Annotated in this window: 20 protein-coding genes and 1 pseudogene; 5 read left to right on the top strand and 16 right to left on the bottom strand. The window is 52.1% G+C overall.

Annotation, left to right across the window (positions count from 1 at the left end; genetic code table 11):
* Positions 1–583 precede the first annotated feature (583 nt).
* Positions 584–766: a hypothetical protein gene (locus tag CVU71_08985; GenBank protein PKN18915.1), complete on the bottom strand. Its 183-nt coding sequence runs from the start codon at positions 764–766 to the stop codon at positions 584–586.
* A gap of 378 nt (positions 767–1144) precedes the next feature.
* On the bottom strand, positions 1145–1951 hold the full coding sequence (locus tag CVU71_08980; protein PKN18914.1) for a hypothetical protein: 807 nt from the start codon (positions 1949–1951) through the stop codon (positions 1145–1147).
* A gap of 194 nt (positions 1952–2145) precedes the next feature.
* Here CVU71_08980 and CVU71_08975 point away from each other — a divergent pair, with 194 nt between their 5' ends.
* Together CVU71_08975 and CVU71_08970 are read left to right on the top strand one after the other, a co-directional pair.
* Entirely contained in the window at positions 2146–3165 is a 1020-nt protein-coding gene (locus tag CVU71_08975) for a hypothetical protein (GenBank protein ID PKN18913.1), read from the top strand.
* 150 nt (positions 3166–3315) lie between these two features.
* On the top strand, positions 3316–4104 hold the full coding sequence (locus CVU71_08970) for a short-chain dehydrogenase (protein PKN18912.1): 789 nt from the start codon (positions 3316–3318) through the stop codon (positions 4102–4104).
* 85 nt (positions 4105–4189) lie between these two features.
* On the opposite strand, the gene CVU71_08965 is transcribed toward CVU71_08970, so the two are convergent.
* Entirely contained in the window at positions 4190–5419 is a 1230-nt protein-coding gene (locus tag CVU71_08965) for a mandelate racemase/muconate lactonizing enzyme family protein (GenBank protein ID PKN18911.1), read from the bottom strand.
* 186 nt (positions 5420–5605) lie between these two features.
* Between CVU71_08965 and CVU71_08960 the strand changes: the two genes are divergently transcribed.
* The gene (locus tag CVU71_08960) at positions 5606–6301 is read left to right on the top strand and encodes a hypothetical protein (protein ID PKN18910.1); all 696 of its coding nucleotides are present in this window, start codon (positions 5606–5608) and stop codon (positions 6299–6301) included.
* Positions 6302–6355: 54 nt separating this feature from the next.
* Here CVU71_08960 and CVU71_08955 read toward each other — a convergent pair whose 3' ends face one another.
* The 8 genes from CVU71_08955 to CVU71_08920 form a co-directional block, all read right to left on the bottom strand.
* On the bottom strand, positions 6356–7165 hold the full coding sequence (locus tag CVU71_08955) for a dioxygenase (GenBank protein ID PKN18909.1): 810 nt from the start codon (positions 7163–7165) through the stop codon (positions 6356–6358).
* Between the two features lie 150 nt (positions 7166–7315).
* Positions 7316–7825 carry a nitroreductase family protein gene (locus CVU71_08950; GenBank protein PKN19155.1) on the bottom strand — a complete coding sequence of 170 codons (510 nt, stop codon included), beginning with the start codon at positions 7823–7825 and terminating at the stop codon, positions 7316–7318.
* A gap of 258 nt (positions 7826–8083) precedes the next feature.
* Complete coding sequence (locus CVU71_08945; protein PKN18908.1) at positions 8084–8758, bottom strand: hypothetical protein; 675 nt, start codon at positions 8756–8758, stop codon at positions 8084–8086.
* Positions 8713–9270: a hypothetical protein gene (locus CVU71_08940; GenBank protein PKN18907.1), complete on the bottom strand. Its 558-nt coding sequence runs from the start codon at positions 9268–9270 to the stop codon at positions 8713–8715. Before CVU71_08940 ends, CVU71_08945 begins: the two co-directional genes overlap by 46 nt.
* A gap of 296 nt (positions 9271–9566) precedes the next feature.
* On the bottom strand, positions 9567–10079 hold the full coding sequence (locus CVU71_08935) for a hypothetical protein (protein PKN18906.1): 513 nt from the start codon (positions 10077–10079) through the stop codon (positions 9567–9569).
* Positions 10080–10384: 305 nt separating this feature from the next.
* Positions 10385–11314: a haloalkane dehalogenase gene (locus CVU71_08930; protein ID PKN18905.1), complete on the bottom strand. Its 930-nt coding sequence runs from the start codon at positions 11312–11314 to the stop codon at positions 10385–10387.
* Positions 11315–11447: 133 nt separating this feature from the next.
* Entirely contained in the window at positions 11448–12242 is a 795-nt protein-coding gene (locus CVU71_08925) for an enoyl-CoA hydratase/isomerase family protein (GenBank protein PKN18904.1), read from the bottom strand.
* Positions 12243–12323: 81 nt separating this feature from the next.
* Positions 12324–14039, bottom strand: a complete 1716-nt coding sequence (locus tag CVU71_08920; GenBank protein PKN18903.1) for a glutamate decarboxylase — start codon at positions 14037–14039, stop codon at positions 12324–12326.
* 196 nt (positions 14040–14235) lie between these two features.
* Here CVU71_08920 and CVU71_08915 point away from each other — a divergent pair, with 196 nt between their 5' ends.
* The gene (locus tag CVU71_08915) at positions 14236–15081 is read left to right on the top strand and encodes a hypothetical protein (protein PKN18902.1); all 846 of its coding nucleotides are present in this window, start codon (positions 14236–14238) and stop codon (positions 15079–15081) included.
* A 52-nt stretch (positions 15082–15133) separates the two neighbouring features.
* Positions 15134–15796: an oxidoreductase gene (locus CVU71_08910; protein PKN18901.1), complete on the top strand. Its 663-nt coding sequence runs from the start codon at positions 15134–15136 to the stop codon at positions 15794–15796.
* Between the two features lie 98 nt (positions 15797–15894).
* Here the strand turns inward: CVU71_08910 and CVU71_08905 are convergent, their stop codons facing one another.
* From CVU71_08905 to CVU71_08885, 5 genes and pseudogenes are all read right to left on the bottom strand, one after another.
* Complete coding sequence (locus CVU71_08905; protein PKN18900.1) at positions 15895–17436, bottom strand: hypothetical protein; 1542 nt, start codon at positions 17434–17436, stop codon at positions 15895–15897.
* 389 nt (positions 17437–17825) lie between these two features.
* On the bottom strand, positions 17826–18068 hold the full coding sequence (locus tag CVU71_08900; GenBank protein PKN18899.1) for a hypothetical protein: 243 nt from the start codon (positions 18066–18068) through the stop codon (positions 17826–17828).
* Positions 18069–18283: 215 nt separating this feature from the next.
* A complete protein-coding gene (locus tag CVU71_08895) occupies positions 18284–18832 on the bottom strand; it encodes a hypothetical protein (protein PKN19154.1) in 549 nt (182 codons plus the stop codon).
* 363 nt (positions 18833–19195) lie between these two features.
* Positions 19196–19482, bottom strand: a pseudogene (locus CVU71_08890) (hypothetical protein).
* Between the two features lie 45 nt (positions 19483–19527).
* Entirely contained in the window at positions 19528–19950 is a 423-nt protein-coding gene (locus CVU71_08885; protein PKN18898.1) for a GNAT family N-acetyltransferase, read from the bottom strand.
* Between the last annotated feature and the right edge of the window lies 1 nt (position 19951).

Here is a 19951-nt window from a genome sequence, read left to right as displayed (position 1 = left end):
AATTTGTGAATGCTTTTACCTTCAGGCCCGGAGGGTCAATTGGAAGATCAGCAGTGTCCGGATCCGCTAGGGGGAAGCTCTTTAAATTGTAAATTAATTGATATGGTCATGATCCGTAGAAGTTGAGGTAAAGTTTTATAATGCCAGGATCGGGAAGATTAGATACTCCGGGCATGTTCATCACATTATTGTCAGGGGAATCGAGCGTCGGAAGATATTTATAAGACGATGGGATCGTGATGACTTTTTTTGGGGCACGCCAAGCGGGAATCAAACGATGGATGATATCGGGGGATATGGACTGAAACGGCATCCTGCTTTTTTTTCAAGTCAAGAAAGCAGGACGCCTTTTTTTGACTCATTAAAGTGCGTGGCAGGACGCGCATTCCAGTTTTGTTTTCCCACACTCTCCCATTAATTTTGCCCTCAACGAAAATCTTTGTAACATTGAACGCAACCTCCCTTATTTTGGACTGGAATAGGGGGGAAAGGGGATGCTGTCAACTTATTTATTAACTTCATCCTGGTCATCTGCGACGGCAAAAGCTTTGGTGCATTGGCAAGTAGAACGTGCCTTGTACGTTCATGTCTCGCTGTTCACCACCATAGCAGCCAGTTCTCCGACAAATTCCTTCATGTGTTTCGCCTGATTGTTCATCTCTTGCGAAGCCGAAGCTGACTCCTCTGCGTTTGCCGCGTTTCTCTGAACAACCTTGTCTTTCATTGGCTGGCCTTCACCGTCAATCAGACCATGGATAACCTTCATCAACCTGTTTGTCCTCACTCGCGCCGTCCGCGTTCCGACGGCTCATGGAGGCCGTTTCATCGATCGAGGCCGAAGTCTCTTCGATCGCCGCTGCCTGTTCCGACGCACCTTCCGAGACCGACTGGCTGGCATCGGAAACTGTGTTCTAAGCGGCAGAAACCTGCACGGCGCCCGTGGACAGGCCTGAGACCTTCCGAGTGATCGGCCCCGTGAGGTTTCCTGTGATGAGAAATAGCGTAATAACTTGCCCAAAGAACCATGGATAAGAGAGTGAATATGAGAGGGGCGCTGTTAACTTATTATATTAACTTATTTTTCGACAGGAACAATATAGGAGTGTCCCCTGGCAGCTGGTACCGGCGTGAAGCTCTCCAGCGCTTACGGGTTTTTTGTTTTTGGTATCGGATATACTTGAGCCAGAATCGGTTCAAGGTCTGCTTGCGCGCCAATGTAGTTTATCGGATACTTGAAGCCTATTTTTGCCAGGCGCTTCATGCCGGAAATGGCCCGGGGTATTTCGCCGGGAGGGAGCGCCAGTGAAATTTCATCGTCGGACACCTGCCCCATGGATCTTTCTCCGTAGCAGGGGATGGACAACTGAGGCTTATTGGTGCGGTAGAACTCTCCCAATGAATCGGCGCACGCTCCTTCACCGATAAAGAAAAACTGGAATCGTTCATATTTTTCCTTTTGCAAACCGCAAAGGAGCATCATCAGCTGCGCGGGATTTCCATAAAGCAGCACAACGTCAGGCTCGAATTTCCCCTTTGCCAGCGGCGCCAAGGCGACCGCTTCCGCGACGGGAACGCGGGGTGTTTCCATCTGCTGCTCCAACGCCTCTTCGGGAGATGCAAACCAGGTTTTGGAAAGCATGGCTGCTTCGTCTTTCATGCTTTTTTCATGGGCGTGTTTAACGCCGTGCAGGCGCAGGCAGCGATGGTTCATGTTGTCTTGCCTGGTGATGCCGATGGTCAGTCCCTGAACTCTGGCGCGGAATATGGCCTGGCAGAAGGTGGAAAATGTCGGGATGTGGTAAACATTTTTTATTTGTTCAAGGTCTTCCAATTTTTCAAAGCGTTTGAAGGCCAGCGGATCGGTTTTTAAACGCAGCATTTTTACCAATTCGTCACTTACTTCCAACCAGTTCATAGCGCATGCCCCCTGTATTGAAATATGACCATTCATGAAACAGTCTTGTTGATATATACAATGAACATGGACATCAGATCAATCTATAAAAATCATCCGGCTGAACATTCGCATAATCCGGTGCAACTGCCACCATTTTAAATTCCGGATTCCCCCGGCATTCGCCGGGCTTCGGGCCGGATGTTTTGTTTTGCCTGTCAAAAAATAACCAGCCATAGTATACTGCGCCCATGAAAAACGAACATAAACCGGAAGACATTTTGAAGCTGGCAAGGCAGTTCATGGAAAGCCGGATACTGCTCACCGCGGCGGAGTTGAACCTTTTTACGCTGCTGGACAAGGCGCCCTCAACCGCCGAAAACCTGGCGGGCCTATTGCCTGCCGATTTACGGGGCTTGACGATCCTGCTGGATGCGCTCTCGGCGATGGGTTTGATCATCAAAGAGCCGGGCGATGTGTATTGGACATCTCCCGATGTTGCAGCCTGCCTGAGCGACAGCAGCCCTCACTCGGTTCTGCCGATGATCCACCACGCCAACCACCTGTGGGAAAGCTGGTCGGGTCTGACAGCCAAAGTCAGAGGACCGGAACCGGCCGAAAGCCCCGCCGCTAATGACCGCAAGGCCGATGAGATGCGCGCCTTCATCGGGGCGATGCATGTGATCGGAGCAAAGCTTGCCGAAAAAATTGTCACGGCTGCAAAGCCAGGCGATGCCCGAAACCTGATTGATGTGGGCGGTGCTTCCGGTACTTATACGATTGCCTTTCTTGCGGCCTCGCCGAACATGAAAGCAACGCTTTTTGACAGGCCCCCGGTTATTCCGATCGCGCGCGAACGCCTGGCGCAAGCGGGGATGGCAAACCGGGTCAATTTTGTGGCGGGGGATTTTTACGTGGACGTTCTGCCCGGTGGACACGATCTGGCGATGCTTTCCGCCATTATCCACCAGAACAGCCCCGCGCAAAACGTTGAACTGTTCCGCAAGGTGCTGCACGCGCTGGTGCCCGGCGGACGGCTGATTGTCCGCGATCATGTCATGGAGCCCGATCGGATCAAGCCCGAAGCGGGGGCCGTCTTTGCCGTCAACATGCTGGTAAACACGCCCGGAGGCTCCACCTACACCTTTGACGAGATCAAAGCCTGGCTTACGGAGGCGGGATTCACGAACGTGCAGTTAATCCAAACCGGCCGGCAAATGGACGGCCTGGTTGAAGCCTTCAAGCCCGGGAAGACAGAGCAGCGCTGTTAACTCATCTGCTTATTTCTTTACGACGGATGTACGATTCATCAGGGCAATGACGTTTTTTTCGGACGCCCGCGCCTTTGACCACCCTCTGTGTTTGTGTTATGCGCAAAGATATTATGAACCATACTAACATTTAAGAAAGGAGTCATGACCATGGATCTTTCACAGTTTTCCCTCGAAGGAAAAGTCGCAGTTGTCACGGGAGGAAGCCGGGGAATCGGCCGCGCCGCCGCTTTGGCGATGGCTGACGCCGGAGCACACGTTGTGGTAAGCAGCCGGAAAATCGCCGATCTGGAACCTGTCGCCGCGGAGATATCGGCCAAAGGCGTGAAGGGCAGGGCCATCGCGGCCCATGTCGGCAAGATGGCTGATTCCATAGCTTTGATTGATCAGGTGATGGAGGAATTCGGACGCCTCGACATTCTTGTCAATAATGCCGGCACCAATCCTTACTTCGGAACCATGATGGATCAGGATGAAAAAACCTATGACATCACCATGAACGTTAATGTGAAGAGCCTCTTCTTTCTGAGCCAGATGGCCGCGAAGATTATGAAGCCGCAGGGCGGCGGATCGATCATCAACACCTCATCCATCGGCGGAATCCGGGCGGGCGAACTGGGCGTCTACTGCGCCACCAAGGCCGCCGTCATCATGCTCACCCAGGTGATGGCCAAAGAATGGGGGCAATACAATATCCGGGTCAATGCCATTGCCCCGGGCATCATCAAAACGCGCCTGAGCGAAGCGCTCTGGAAGAACCCGGAAGTCAATGCCAAAGCCGTTGCCCATATCCCCCTGATGCGTCTGGGTGAGCCTGAGGAACTGGCCGGCATTGTCGTATTTCTGGCCTCCAATGCGGGAAGCTACGTCACCGGTGAAACCATTGTGGTTGACGGCGGACGGGTCCACGGTGAACCGGCCTGGCTGGAAAAGAAATAATACGTACTGTCTGCAACCCGGGAGCAAGAGGGTAAAGGATCAGGGATCTGCCGGATAAGGAAACCGTTTTTCCTGAATATTTTTTTTATTCCCGCGATTCCTTTCTCTTCTTTAATTTTAATGCTTCCAGGATGCCTTTTTCTCTGATGACCTTTATCTTAAGGCCGGTCTCCGTCATTCGGAAGAAGCGCTTGCCGTATTTTTTCAACAGCTTTTTATCAATCTCAAAACCGAGCCCCGGCCTTTTAAACGGCTGAAGCATGGCGCTTTTATCCGGAATGATCGGTGATATGATCCCCTCCCGGCATTCGGGTATCCAGGACGGGTATTCCAAAGGATACTCCAGCGGCAGTTTGTTGTCCCTGTCGGCGAGGACCAGGTTCCAGTTAACATAAAAACCGATCCCATTTGTCCAGGTATGCGGAGAGTACAGGCGGTCGCGCTTTTTGCATTCATCAATGACTCTTTTGACCTGGGCAATCCCCCCGGCAAATGTGGCGTCGGGCTGGTAGACATGGAAGCAGTCCTTTTCAAACATGATTTTTATTTCGTCCCAGCCATAGTTGAGCTCGGCTCCGGATATTTTAACTTTTGAATATTTTTTCAACTCCGCACTGCCGTCGTAGTCCCTTGAATCAAGCGGTTCTTCAAGCCATTCAATGCCCTGATCGGCGCAGGCATCGGCAAACTTCTTTGCCCGGGCCAGGTCCCAGGCCGGGATATTGTCCACGATGGTTACCAGCCATCCCTGGTTGGCATCCACCCCCAGTACAAAGTCGTCGCCCATCCCTTTCCTCACTTCCGTGATCTGGCGGATGTCATCCTCCAGTTTGATGCTTTTCACTCTGAGCTTGGCGCACCGGTAGCCCTGCTTCTTCATTTCCTGCAATCCCTCCACCCGCTGAACAGGATCACGCATCTCGCCTGTTGAACAATATACTTCTATGGGGCGGGCATTACCGCCCAGGAGTTCGTAGACAGGTTTCCCGGCTTTTTTCCCCATGATGTCCCAGCAGGCGGGTTCTATCCAGAAATTTCTCCAGCCGAGAAAGCCGGCCTGTTTCAGTAATCCCTGCACACGCTCAATATCAGTGGGATCGGCTCCCAGGAGGTAACCGCCGAGCAGGTCTCCCAGCCCCTCGCGTTCCGTTCCCATAGCGGAGCCTGCGGACCATCCTTCTATTCCTTCATCCGTTACCAGGCGGATCAGGGTAAACCGGTTATGGGTCTGCGGGTAACCGGGAATCCAGGTTGGCCAGAACGTTTCCGTGAGAGGCACGGATACATGGTACAATTCAATTTCTGATATTTTCATGGGCTTTCCTCCTTTTTTTATTTTTGATCATTGACTCTATTTTTAAATTGGTATAACCAATTTGTCAAGAATTAATTTCCGGATGACAAGAGACGGTTATTATAAAAAATCAATGGACATTTAACTTATAAAAATGTCATTGCTTCTTTGTTGAGGTAAAGCAGTAAAACATAAAGGGAGCGGACCATGACTCAGAAACTGTCGGACAAAATATATGAAGATATTCGTCGCGACATTATTAATGGAATATACAAAATTGACAGCAGGCTCCCCACTGAGCGGGATCTGGCAGGAATTTACGGAACAAACCGTTTTGCCATCCGCGAGGCCATGACGATGCTGGCGAGCTCTGGCTTTGCGGAAACACGGCCGCAGAGCGGGACCTATGTCAGGGATTTCAATTTACATTGCACGCTGGAGATGCTTGCCCAGATTGTGCTGATCAACAAAAGTGTCGATCCACAGACGCTGAAATCGATTATGAAATTCCGCGAAGTTAACGAGATACGCACTGCTGAACTCGCCGCCGCCCGGATAACAGATGAAGATCTGGCTTTTCTGAGCAATAATCTGATTGAAAAAGAAAAGAACCTGGGGGTACCGCAAAAGCTGGCAGAGCTTGATTACGGTTTCCATTACCGCATCATTCTTGCTTCAAATGACATTATCACCCGCCTGATCTTTACATCCATGAAACAGGTCTATATGGTTTTTACAGATTTTTTCTATTCCCTGGACGGGGCGCCGGAGACGTCGCTGGCCCTGAACCGCCGTCTTTTAGAACACCTGAAAAAGAGAGATCCGGTTAAATCGCGGGAGGCCATGAGAAAAATTATTGCCTATGGAGCGCGGCGTATTCAGGGTAACAAAGGGAACGCCTGAACCTGCCCGGTTTAACGGACACCCCTTTCTTCTTCATGCAATTCCGCCGTCCCTTCACCATAAGAAGGCGACTGCGCGTTTGCCCAGGATGTGGTCATCAAAGATTACTTCCGCGGGTTTGTCCGCCATGCCGAGACACACATGGAGCGGCAGTAAATGCTCCTCACGGGGATGGCAGTAGCGTGCCGAAGGCGCTTTTTCCCATTGGGTCAGGCGTTGTTCACGTCCGGACTGGGGCATCGGGCCTGCGCATGTTTCGATCAGCCAATTTTGAAAGGCGTCATTGGCCGGATCAGGGCGGTCAATGCCTTCCCAGGAAAACGCACCCATATTGTGGAATGAAAATCCGGACCCGATGACCAGGATATTCTCCCGCGTTAATTCGCTAAGCGCGTGGCCCAGGGCAATATGGGCGGCCGGGTTAAGGCCGCGCACCAGGGAAAGCTGCAGCGAAGGAATATCGGCCAAGGGATACATCAGTTTCAGCGGGATGAATAAGCCATGGTCAAATCCCCGCTCGGCATCAATGCGCGCCGGTATCTTGTCCTGATGAAGCAATTTGGCAATCCTTTCGGCCAGAGCGGGGCTGCCCGGCGCCGGGTATGTGATATCGTAGGCTTCATCGGGGAAGCCGTAATAATCATAGAGCATGGGAGGCGTGTGAGCGCCCAAAAGCGTTGCCGCGCTTTCTTCCCAATGGGCGCTGATGACCAGGATGGCATCCGGCTTTTCCAGCCGGGCCGGAAGCTGTCGCATGAAATCCACCATCGCGCGGTGGCTTAAGTCTCCGAGAATCGGCAACGGGCCTCCGCCATGGGAGAAATAAACCATTCGGGCTTTGTTTTCAGTGCTGTTTTGTTTCATTCCCGGCCTCCCATTCCATCTTTTCAAGCGCCTGTCTTTGTCTGACCGTCATCATTGTCGCACGATCTATTAAACCGATGCGCGGAGAAAAAATTCTCCCTCAATTCCTTCCGCTAGGGGAAAGGGTTGAGGGAGAACGTCATTTACGGATTACCATGTTTCATAATGGACCTTGGCAGGATGGAATCTATCCTGATACGCGCGCTTGTCGACAGGGTAGCCCAGGGGAATAATATTGAGCGGCATGATGTGGTCCGGCAGGTTGAGCAGCTGTCTGATCCCTGCCGTTCTGTCCTCATACGGATAGAAGGTTGTCCACACGGCGCCCAGGCCCAGGGAATGAGCCGCAAGCAGGATGTTCATGCTGGCGTTGGAAGCATCGGGTATCCAATGCCCCTTGGTCGCTTCCAGCCTGGTATTGCCGCAAACCACAATGGCCACTTGCGCTTCGGGGATTTGTTTGGAAAAAGGATGAAAGGTGGGAATCTGCGCGAGTGTTTTTTTGTCCCGGATCACGATGAACTCCCAGTCCTGGGCGTTTTTTGCCGATGGCGCCGACATGGCGGCCTGAAGCAGAAGTTTTACCGTCGCGTCGGAAACCGGCTTATCGGAGTATTTGCGCACGCTGCGCCTGGTGAAGATAGCGGTCAGTGTGTCCATATCGGATGTCCCCGGAATCCCCGTGGTCACAATCCCCGGCACGCCTGCCGGAACGGGCGCCGACGGCCCCGGAGGGGCGAACGCCAGCGTTGTTCCCGGTAACAGATATACCGCGGCAAAAAAAATCAGGCCCGCGATGCTTCTGAAAAAATTTCTTTTGTTTCTGCTCATATCGAACCTCCTTATGGCTGATAATGGCGGCTTAAAATTTTAATCATGTCCCGCGTCGTTTGAACCCATCCGGCAGCTTTTCCCGCGTCAATTTGCCGCTTCGTTCATCGGGATGATCTCGGGCATCGGAGATTTCCCGGGCGCCTTCAGCACTTCCGGCAGCGGCGCGTACATGCGCATCGTCAGCATAATCGGTTCTTTTTGCTCGGGCGCGGGCAGCCAGTTATGGATCTGGTTTGGCTGCCGGGGCGTCACATAAATGGTAAAGGAGCCGTCGGCGTTTTTGACAAGAGGCGAGCGGTCTCCCAGGTTGTATCGCTTCATGGGATTGGGCACAAATTGATCTTTGGAATTGTAAACGCAGAGGCTCCAGAATCCCGCGGTTCTGTTGATGGCGGGTGGCTGCGAAAAGCGCACCTCATAGGTTTTTCCGCCGGTGAGGCGCTCGCCGTTTTTGTCCTTGATGGCCAGCCAGTAGATGGCCTCATCCGATGAATTCGCGCCCAGGCCCACTTTTGCCGTGAGGGCCCGAAAGAGGGCCGTGGCCCTGGAACTGCCGATATCCATGGATGCCCCCCAGGCGCCGTTGTAAGCCAGCCTGGGGTTGCGCACGTCTTTCCCCTTCTCCAGAAAGACGTCCAGCCCCGGGAGAAGTGTGTACCAGCCCACTCCGAATCCGATGACGGCGATCAGTAATAAAAACAGGATGATTTTTTTCATGATCGCTTGTCCTCCTGCTTGTATTGATTCAAGGGGGTGCATTTCATTTGATCCTGAAGGCGCACGACCGCGGGAATATCGGCCGGTCCATCGATCAGAATCCGGCCGAAAAGCCACACCCGTCCGGTGGGCGCCTGGACAACGTCAAGACCGTGGCTCTCTCCGGCATATCCTTTGGGAACCAAGAGCGCGCGTGCGGGTTTATTCAGACCCTGAAGGCGGGATGCCAGATAGTGAAAGGTGTCCGTATTATCCTGAAGAAACTGAATGGACCAGTAGCGGTCGACGGGAGGCATCTCGATCACATAAGGCCCTTTGGACAAATCGACCATGCAATAGGAATAAAGCGTGTCGTTGCTGGGGCGCGGGAAATCGGTAAAGTTGTGATCGTTTAGCTGGCGGCGGTGAACCCAGCGGGCTTCTCCGCCTTCGCGGACGATGTTCTCATAATGCTTTCCAAAAGCCTCCCTGGGATAGTAATACAGGTGGCTGATCAGTCCTGCCGCATACCCGGCCACTAAAATCAATAAGCCGATAATAATATTCTTAAACATATCCGTTCTCCAACTGGTCCTGTTGTCTTTTCCGCCCCGGTCACATCATCGTCTGCGGCAATCGAAATACCCTTTGTTCATAAGCGGTATTCACGGATATTTGCAAGTATATTATTAAAAAGGCATGCCCGCGTTTCAGTCATGAAAAATACGATGGCCTTGGTAAAATCCTCGTCTTTAGCTTCCTGAAGAAAATATCCCGCTCCCCTTGAATTTGCCGAAGAGAAGAGATCCGGTGGATATTTAAATCCTCAGGTCGTGTAAACCAGGAAAAATTTTCCCATCCCGGGTAAATTTTATTTAGTTTCATCCTTTTGAACGGCCGCTTGAAGAGCGGCATTTTCCCCCCCTTTTGTCTTTGGAAGGAAAACCCAGTCCATCCCTGCCGCCATTTCCGGCAAATTGTACATGACGGCCATCCGGTCATCGCCTTTTTGCAGGATAGACTCCGCCGCCATGCGTTTCTGAATTTCCTCTGCGATGGTTTTTTCAACGGCCGCTCGCTGCTCGGGGGTCATTTTTCCCAGATCTTCTTCTGTTAATCCCATGGATTCCAGGACCTCTTCCCGGAGTCTCCTGGCATGAAGCTCCATGATGTAGGCAACCAGTCCCTTTTCTTTAATGATGGCCATATCTGCGGTAAACGGATCATCCGGCCCGGCCTCCCGGTCGACAGCCGAATTCCCGCCACTGGCCATCTGTTTTTCCAAATGCAAAGCAAAAGGTTCGTTTGTAATGATGTTTTTAACATTCAATGCCTGCTTGCCTGCCGGGAAGCCTCCCATGGTATAGTTTGTATCGATTGCCATATTATCCTCCTTCCGGGTTGATGACAGACGAAATTATTAGCAATAATCGGGCCTGAACGGGTTAATGGAACCATGAGGCGCTGCAAAATGTGCAATGTGGAGTTTCCGGGATGCGGAAAACGGATAAGGTCATCCAGGCAAAGGCCTCCAATGCCGAAGAATGTTCCACAGCGGCGGAGGCAATCAGCGGGCCAATAGTTGAGAGCAATAGAAGGCGATGAATCTTAAAGATTCTCCGCTATGCCAGGGTCCGGGACCTGGGAAATATTATGGGCATGAAGTGTTGATGCAACCGGAGTCACCCGTTATTTGTCAGACATGAAAGCTGCAATGACGTTGGCAAATTCCTCTCCTTTATCTTCCTGAAGAAAATGCCCCGCTCCCCTGATGGTTGTGTGGGGTTGACCTTTGGCGCCGGGAATCAGCTTTTGCAAAAGAAGATCACCGCCGCGCGTTATCGGATCACCGTCGCTGAAGGCCGTCAGGAATGGCTTCTTAAAGGCGGAAAGCACTTCCCAGGCTTTGCGGTTAGCCGCAGCGGCAGGATCATCCGGCGTTGTCGGCACAAGCGAGGGGAAGATGCGGGCGCCTTCCTTGTAGGAATCATCGGGAAACGGCGCGTCGTAGGCGGCGGCAACTTCGTCGGAAAGGATCGGCAGATTATTGTCTTTTCCAAAAACCACGTTGGAGCTTTTAACAATGTTGCCCACGTCAAACTGCGGTGACTCCCTGGAAAATTTCTGCCAGGCGAGGAATGCATCCGAAATCGCGGCGTCCCCGGTGGGCAGTCCCGTATTGGCGGCGACTACACGGTCGAAGAGATCGGGCCTTGCGGCCACCAGGCGAAGCCCGATGAGCCCGCCCCAGTCCTGGCAGACAAGGGTCATCCGGTTCAACTTGAGCGTATCGAGCAGAGACAACATCCAATCGACGTGGCGCTGGAACGAATAATCATGGCGGCTTGCCGGTTTATCGGATTTGCCGAAACCCGCCAGATCGGGGGCAATCACCCGGTGCCCGGCTTTTACAAAGACGGGAATCATCTTTCGATAGAGGAAGGACCACGTGGGCTCCCCGTGAAGAAGCAAGACAACATCGGCATCTTGCGGCCCCTCATCGACGTAATGGATTCTCAGCACTCCGCCTTCACCGTCGGGAACTTCCACATAATGCGGCGCGAAAGGATAAGCGGGAAGGTTTCTGAAACGCTCGTCTGGTGTTCTAAGGACTTTCATTTTTTGCCACCTCCGGATTTCAATGCGTGCAATGTTAATCTTGAAGGCCCCGAAAGTAAACCTTCTTTTTGGCCGGGATCATTGCGTATATAAAAGGGGGCATTTTACGACGCCCCTTTTTGGGGGCCATGGTTTATCTTCCGTTAAATACGGCTTTGCCGGGGCCCTGCGACATCAGCACTTCGATGCCGTTTTTCATGTCTTCGCTTTCAAACAGCGGCGAGGCGATCTCCGGAAGGCGCTTGTCGGCTGCGGCAACGCCGTTATCCAGGGTTTCGCGGATCATGAGCTTGGTTGCGGCATGGGCAAGCGTTGGCCCCTGGGAAAGTTTTTTTGCATACTTCAGTGATTTTTCCATAAGTTCCAGTTTGGGCACAACGCGATTGATGATGTTCCACTTTTCAAAGGTGGCCGCGTTATAGAAACCCGCCCCCATGATGATTTCAGCCGCCCTGGCCGCTCCGGCTCTCTGCGTCAGCCGGGGTGTCCCCCCGCCCATGGGTGTCGTTCCGATCACCGCCTCGACCTGGCCGAAATTTACCGAGTCGGCCGCCCACGCCATGTCGCAGGCGAGCACCATCTCCAGTCCCGCCGTCAGGCAATCGCCCTGAACAACCGCAAGGCTGGGGAGCGGCAGTCTTTCAAACCGGTAAAGGGTCCGGTTGAACCGCTTCAACATGTCCAGCGCTTCCGGTTTCGATCGGCCTCTAAACATATCGTCAACCTGAACCCCCGCGGAAAACATATCGCCCTCCGCGCGAAACATCAGCGCCCGCAGGTTTAATTGGGGAATGTCATTCAGTATCTTTTCGATATCCTGGATAACTTCCATGTCGATCAGGTTCAGGGGCGGATTGGTCAACGTCAGAATACCGAGCGTTCCATCTACTTCAAATCTTGTCTTTGCCATGGTTGCGTGTCCTTTCATTTTTATTGAAACCGGCTGAAGGCCTTATCGGGTAGGGTAATGGACAGGGTTGAACAGGGTCAGGTCTTGAAACAGTAATTTTCAGTCCGGAGTTTTGAGGCGTCCTTTGGCGTCAAGACAACCCTTTTTCATGTCGCGCCATAGTTTGACGCCCATGCTTCTGTGCTCGCCCAGAATCTTTCTCAGCATGCCCCGTTCCGTGTTGGGGTTGATGGTGATGGCCCGGAGCACGACGGTCTTTCTGGGGGCGTATTGGGTGGATTCAATCTGGGTGCGGGATACGAAAGACATGTCGTGATCGCGGATGGTCTTGTGCAGTTCAATGTTGAGGTTGTTGATCAGCGCGTTGATGGCGGTGATGCGCGCCGAATTCTTTTGGGGATGCTTCATCAGCTTGTCCAGTTCGGATCTCAGTTCCCCGGGGATGAACCGGTAATTGATGATAAAGAGCTCAGGCACATTCATCAGTTCGAAAAGCGGGTCCCGTTCGATGAATTTGACGAAGGTATTTTGCAGATCACGCGCATGATCAAACAGGAGCTTGTAGCCGGTTTTGCCGAAGATCTTGATGGATGCCCAGGGTTTGAGGCAGGCAAATGGCCGTGAGCCTTCAATGGTAAATCTGCCCTGATCCACGGAACCTTTGCGGATGATGTAGTTGGATGTGTGGTAGAGGTATCGGGAATCGTCCACATTCCTGAATACGCAGATTCCCAGGCTGTTGGGGACGAAAAGGAGCTTATGGCCGTCCATGGTCACGGAGTCGGCCTTCTCGATGCCCCGCATCATTTCCCGTGCGCCATCCATCAGCAGCGCTCCGCCGCCCCATGCCGCGTCCACGTGAAAGTGGGCGCCCAACTCTTGCGAGATTGCAGCCAGAGCATCCAGGTCGTCAATGTTGCCTGTCTCTGTCGTTCCGGCAATGCCGATGACGGCGACAAATTTTGTCGGCTTTCCGGCCAGCTGGTCTTCTTTTCTGATCTTTCGCACAATGGATTGAAGTTTATGGATATCAATTTTATTGATGCAAGGCTGGACGGGAATACGGATGACCCCCTGATCGCCGATGCCGAGGATGGCGCCTGCCTTGCTGATGGAGTAATGCCCGCGCGTAGAAACGATGAAGATGGCCTGCCTGTATCCATAGTGATCAAGCGCTCTGGCCAGCCCTTCAGCGCGGATTCCCTTAAAGCCCCGGTGATCGGGTGGAAACGCCTTGGCCATGGCCAGCGTCAGGGCCGTCAGATTGGCGACTGTCCCGTCCGAGGTGATATTGCCCAGGGCAATTTTATGGTTCTGGATGTTCTTCTGATAAAAGTCAGGCGTGCCGTCATAGATCAGCCGGTGAATCCAGCACAAAAACTCCCTTTCTAAAAAGGATGAGGCCTTGGCGCTCTCAATCTTCACCTGGTTCTGGTTGAGGCTTACGGCAATCATTTCCAGCAGGATCATGAAGTAGGGAACGGCGCTGGTCATGTGGCCGATATAATAGGGGTTGGCTACTTTTACCGAATGTTTGACAACATTGTGTTTGATCTCGTCTAAGACATCCAGGATGAGATGAGGCTGGTCGGGCATCTCGGTGTTGTTGAAAATTTTTGCCAGATCTTCCATGGAGATGGAAGAATGGATGCCGCCCTTCTCTTTAAAAAAATCGTGAATCAGGTCGATCAGATGAACGCCGAACTCCACAAACCTGTCCGACGAGTCGGGCATGATGAAGAGCTTCCGCATGTATTCCGGCGTGCTTTCAATCGTTTTTTTTATCGGCTTCCCGCCGAGCTTGAGTGATTCCATTGCAGGGGGCTCTTCCTTCCATGAGCGGTAAAGATTATCTATATCATAAGACAGGCGCCGGTAAAAAGGATAATGTACAAAAGTTTGCGGATATATCGATCCTGGGATCATCAGCGTCGCCGCCCGTCAACTTTTGCTGGACAGAATTCTCCGGACGGCATAATTATAAGCCACACTTCAAAAAAGGGGATTGAATTTGTTTGAGTGGTTTGCCGATCATCGCCGTAAGAAACTCACCGTTGTTCCATTTCCCGCCTTGTGGGAAGACATTGTGCGGCGGAATGTCGCCCACTACTGCATGCTGTCGGAAGACGAGCGCGCACATCTGCGCGCGCTGATCCAGGTATTTATCGCTGAAAAAGACTGGGAGGGCGCGGGCGGCCTTGAACTGACTGATGAAATCCGCGTGACCATCTCCGCGCAGGCCTGTCTGCTGCTGCTCGGACTGCCCCATAATTTTTACCGGAATGTTGAAACCATCATCGTTTATCCCTCCACGGTGGTTCCGCCCGAACGCAAACTGGGCTTTTTTGAAACCGCGTCGGCGCCGGTGGAACTGAGCCATCCGATTCTCGGGCAGGCCTTTGCGCAGGGCCCGGTCATCATTATCTGGGATGCCGCATTGCAGGGCGGCCGCCATCCCGAGTCGGGGCATAATGTGATCTATCACGAATTTGCTCACAAGCTGGATATGCTCGACGGCGCGGCGGACGGCACGCCGCCGCTCAAAGACCGGGCTGAATACCGCGATTGGGTGCAGACATGCGAAAGGGAATATCTTCGTCTCAAGCATGATGCCGAACACGGCAAAAAATCGTTTCTCGATGCCTACGGGGCGACCAATGAAGCTGAATTTTTCGCCGTGGCCACCGAGCAGTTTTTCGACCAGCCCCTCTTAATGACGAAGCGCTCGCCTGATCTTTACCGGGTGCTCAAAGAATATTACCGTCAGGATCCTGTTTTGCGTCTGGGACAAAATAACTGCGTTGCCGAAGGCAGCGGGAACAATGGCCATGCAGGTAAAAAAGCCCGTGAGGCTTAATCGATATGAACCCTGCTGCGTCTTTAACCGTGATCATTGAAGGAGGCAAAAAATGTTAAAGCATCTTTATTTTAAGCTTTCTTTCTTGCTGGTTTTGTTTATTTTGCCGGGGGCGGCCAATGCTTCCGAAGAGCGCCGGGACACCGGCGAACTGAAAAGCTATCAGGGCCGGGCGCTGGGATCGGTAGAAGATTTTCGTGAAAATTCCATTGACGGCGTTCAAAAAGTCGACCTGAAGAAATACCGGCTGCGCATCGATGGGCTGGTCAAAAAACCATTGTCCTACAGCTATCAGGAACTGCAAAGTTTTCCGCATCAAAAGAAAGTTGTCACGACCCATTGCGTTGAAGGATGGCAGGTCACGGTTTTGTGGGAAGGCATTCCCGTCAGTGAATTCATCAGGCGGGCCGGCGTGGATTCCAAAGTGAATACCGTGATATTTCACGGCGTGGACGGCTACACCACGTCACTGGCGCAAGACGCCGTGACCGGCAAAAACATGCTGCTGGCCGATTCGGCAAACGGCATGACCCTTCCGGCCAGGCTCGGGTTTCCTTTTATTCTGGTGGCCGAGGACAAATGGGGTTACAAGTGGGCGCGCTGGATAGAACGGATTGAGTTTTCCGACCAGGCGGATTTCCGCGGCTACTGGGAGCAGCGAGGCTATAATCAAAAAGGGGATGCCTCCGGTCCCGAACTCGACGAGCTCCGCTGAAAAACAAGCGTGAAGGGAAGCAGGGGCGCCCTTTGGCATCAGTCGCACCGCGCCTCACAATTCAGCTTCTCACGACCGATTGCCGGATGATCCGGGTATCAATGCGGTGTTTCCTTTCGCTTCGCCAGTTCCGCCGCCGCCGCGCGTCCCGCAACGCGGCCGGTCAGGATGGAGGCCCCCAGGAAAGTTCCTTCCAGTGTGCACTTCCCGTTGACGCCGGCAAGGCCCGTCAATTCACCCGCGGCGTACAATCCGGGGATGGTCTGACCCGAGACATTGATGACACGGCAGGACTGATCAATGGCGACGCCGCCCATACTCTTGCGGGTCAGCGGCATGAAGTGCAGGGCGTAAAACGGCGGCTTTTCGATCCGGGGAGGATGCGCCCAAGTTGATCGTGAAGTGCCGATGCGTCCGAAATCCATATCGCGGCCTGCCGTCACCATCTCGTTCCAATGGCGCACGGTCTCCTCCAGGGTCTCGGGAGGAAGTCCCGCAGCCTGGGCCAACTCACGGATTGTTGCCGCCTGCTTTACGAAATCAAGGCTCTGCGGGTTGTTGAACAACTGGCTTTCTATGGCTTCACGCGTCCAGCCGGAAACGTGGAAATCCTTGCGTGCCGCACTGTCAAAAATTGCCCAGTACGAGCCGCCGGGCTGCCTCACAACTTCGGGAAAAGTTTTCCGGGTGTCGCGGGATTCTTTCATAAACCGTTTGCCCGTTTTATTGACCCAGATGGACATATCGCAGTAGGCATTCAAACCGCGATTGCCGGACGGGTCGGATGGACGTTTCAAACCGGTCGGGTAATTCAACTGATAGTGCATGTTTGTCAGGCGGGCGCCGGCGGCCTGTGCCATTTCGTGGCCCGAACCATCGGCATTCTGGCCTCCTCCGATCAGGATCTGATCGGGAAACGACAGATCCTTCGGCCAGTTCTTGCGGACCATGTCCAGGTTGCTCTGGAATCCCCCCGTGGCCAGGATTACGACCGGCGCCATGAAATCGGTCTGTACGCCGTCTTTAAGCCTTTGCGTGCGAACGCCCCCGATGCGGCCGTTGCCGTCCCTGAGCAGGGCAATCGCCTTGAACCGGTAATAAAATTTTACATTGCCTTTTTTGCCGCACTCCCGGTAGATCGGGGCAAGAAGACCCCGGCCTTTGCCGGCAACCTTGTGCCAGCGCGGCACGGTATTGTCGGGCATCAGGATGACCTTCTTTTCAAAACGGACGCCGAATCCGGTCAGCCAGTCGTAAATTTCACGGCGGGATTCATTGACGTAATAGGTGACCCAGGCGGCATCGGGACCGGGGCCCTGCTCATCATGTCCGGCCTTCATGAAATCCGCGTAGGCCACGCGGGGGTTGTCCGGTTCGCCGCCCTGTTCCTGCTCGGGCGTGCCGACAATACAGAGGGCGCCTTCGCTCATCAGTCCGGTCCCGCCATAGGTGGGTGACATCTCAATTACGGCAACGTCGAAGTTTTTTTGCGATAACTCCCAGGCTGCTGAAAGCCCGGCGATGCCCGCCCCGACCACAAGCACATCATGCCGTTGTTCTTGTTGGGCCGCCATGACCATAGCCGGTAAACACAAGACCATGGCCATGGAAAGAAGCATTACTTTTTTGAATATCTTCATCTCAACCTCTTAAAAATTTATTGCGTCAGACATTGCTTTTTGCAATCGATTCAAAAATGATTTCAGCAGCTGAAAAGGGTGCACGGATTCGGGTAAAAGTGTCATTGGAATAAGCGAATGTCTCCGAAAAGCAGGCGACCCCCGATGAACGCGTGTAACAAAATATCGGGTTAAATTCCACACTTTTTTCCCGGAGGGGCATCTCATGAGCCTGATAGGAAATGAACGTTGTCAGCGGCGGCAGGGCCTGCTTCCGGCTGCCGTCACCGGCATTATTCCGAAAGCGGCGGTGGATCCGGTTAAGGAAGTTCTCGAACTTTTCGGGTTTCTTGATCGGGTGATATCGAGTCAGGGACTAGCGGGCGTTATCTTATTTTTGCTTCTGCCGCTTATTTTCCCTTCAGGACTTGCCAGGCTTCTTCAAACAGTTCAATAAAGCAGCCGACAATGCCCAGCAGAAACAAACCCAGCATGAATATCGGTTTGGTGTCCAGCAGTTCATCCAGAAGGTGACCGAGCCAGAGAAACAGGAAGGAAACAACCACCAGCACAAATCCCCAGGCCGATAACATAATGATGATGTGAAACGACGTGGAGGGAGTATCGTGCGTTTTGTGCGGGGTCACCGGCATGATTTATTTCCTCCTTTCGTCTGCTTATCTTTATGATCGGAATAATCCGGCCCGAATATTAATGCATCCCGGCGCTGTTTTTATTCCTTATCCATAAGATAATCTTCATCTCACGGTTTTGCAAGAGGAGGACGCTTTTTACTTTATGGTTGATGTTGGATGATAGAACGCCCTTAGAATTCTAAGGGCGTCCTGTTGCCTGCGCATGACCTCTTCTATTTTGGCACATCTGTCGAGTTACCAAACGCGCAGTATGCCGGAGTTTCGTCTAACAAAGGATCTCTGACGCCATCATTAAATAATATTCTTCTGTATTCTTTCCAATCTACATTATCAGGAAAATCCAGACGATGGGGTGGAATTATCTTAGGCAGTCCTGCTTCTCTTTCTTTCTTATTTGAGTTCCATGCCGGTTCGCCGCCTTTCCTGACCCCTTGATAAACGGTGTAACATTTTCGTTTAGAAACGCTGCTTTCTTTCATGGCCATTAGAAAAATATTATCTGCTTGTTTACGCGTACATTTCTGCGTCCAGTAAAGATAATCATGGACTATTGCTGCTCTGCTGTAATTTTCATATGGTGACAGTATCGGCCATAAAATTCGTGGCACACTGGCAAAATCTGTCACAAAACCTTTGGGTACGGAAATTTTGACGCCTGAATTCCCAATAGAATATTCAAGATTTCTGACCAGAATCCAATCGCGATTATTTAAAAATGGTTGAACTGTTGGTGACGTAGGCGCGCCTTTGCTGATTTCCATTTCGTGACTGGATTCCTTGAAATCCTTGAGCAGAACCGAACCGTTGTCATCCCAGGCCGATTCAACGGTCGGCGGCAAAATAACCACATAACACCCGATGAAAACAAAAATTGTCAAAAATAATAATCGTTTCATTATTACCTCCTTCAAAATTATTTTGACCAACCCGTGCAGATATTAAGAACAGCGCCCTGTTTCTTTTTTTTGCTGATTCGCAATTATTTGATGATGTGAGGCATCATAATACAACTTATTCGGAACAATGCAGGGGGAAACAGGTAGTTGCCGGTAAAGAAGAAAGATTGCCAGATCCCGGCGCGGCAAGACGCGCAATGACAGGGGGTAGATGCCGTGCAGCACGCTTTACTGCCCGGCAGGGACGACCGCACTGCAGAAGCTTGGCCAGAAGAGCCATAACACCATCGACCCGATCATGGAAAAACGATCGGAGGTATCATCGCTTGTTACGGCGACATTCCGATGTTCTTCTCTGGTAAACGCCATGGCCAGTCCCAGCCCGAAGTAAGTGCCGAAGGCGTGAATAATGATGGAGTCCGCGAGTCCTGAAAGCCTTTCGTAATGCCCAGTCCGCCGTCGAGGACAAGCCATCCGTCTGCTGGTTCAATCTGCAAAATTGAACCAGCAACAATTCATTACCCGGCTAACCGATTCGGCGTTTTTATTTATATAAGTATTTACTCTGTGAAACCCCGTTCTTGCATTGATTTACTTTTTATAAATTTTGCCATTCCAGTTTTCATCTTTCGAAAACCTAGTTTTTCGTAGAAACCTTCCTTGCCAAGAGAGGCGTATAAGATGACATTACAATCTTGCAGTTTAGATAAAATGTTTTCCATTATCATTCTACCAATGCCTTTTCCCTGGTACTCTATAGCCACAGCACAGTCATATACTGCTGCCTGATAGGCGCCATCTGAAATAGCACGACCAAAGCCCACTAATTTGTCAGCGTCATACAAAAAAACTTTTGTGTAACTTGCTTCAAATGCTTTTCTGTGCTTTTCAGGCTCATGGTAGGCCATTCCGACTGACTTCAGTGTTTCCGATACTGTTTGCCAGTTCACCCTAAAACAATCATTTTTAACCGAGATTTCCATT

The sequence above is a fragment of the Deltaproteobacteria bacterium HGW-Deltaproteobacteria-6 genome (assembly GCA_002840435.1).
Classification (GTDB): domain Bacteria; phylum Desulfobacterota; class Syntrophia; order Syntrophales; family Smithellaceae; genus UBA8904.
The sequence above is the reverse complement of the archived record's forward strand: the minus strand, read 5'-3'. Positions and strand labels throughout refer to the sequence as shown.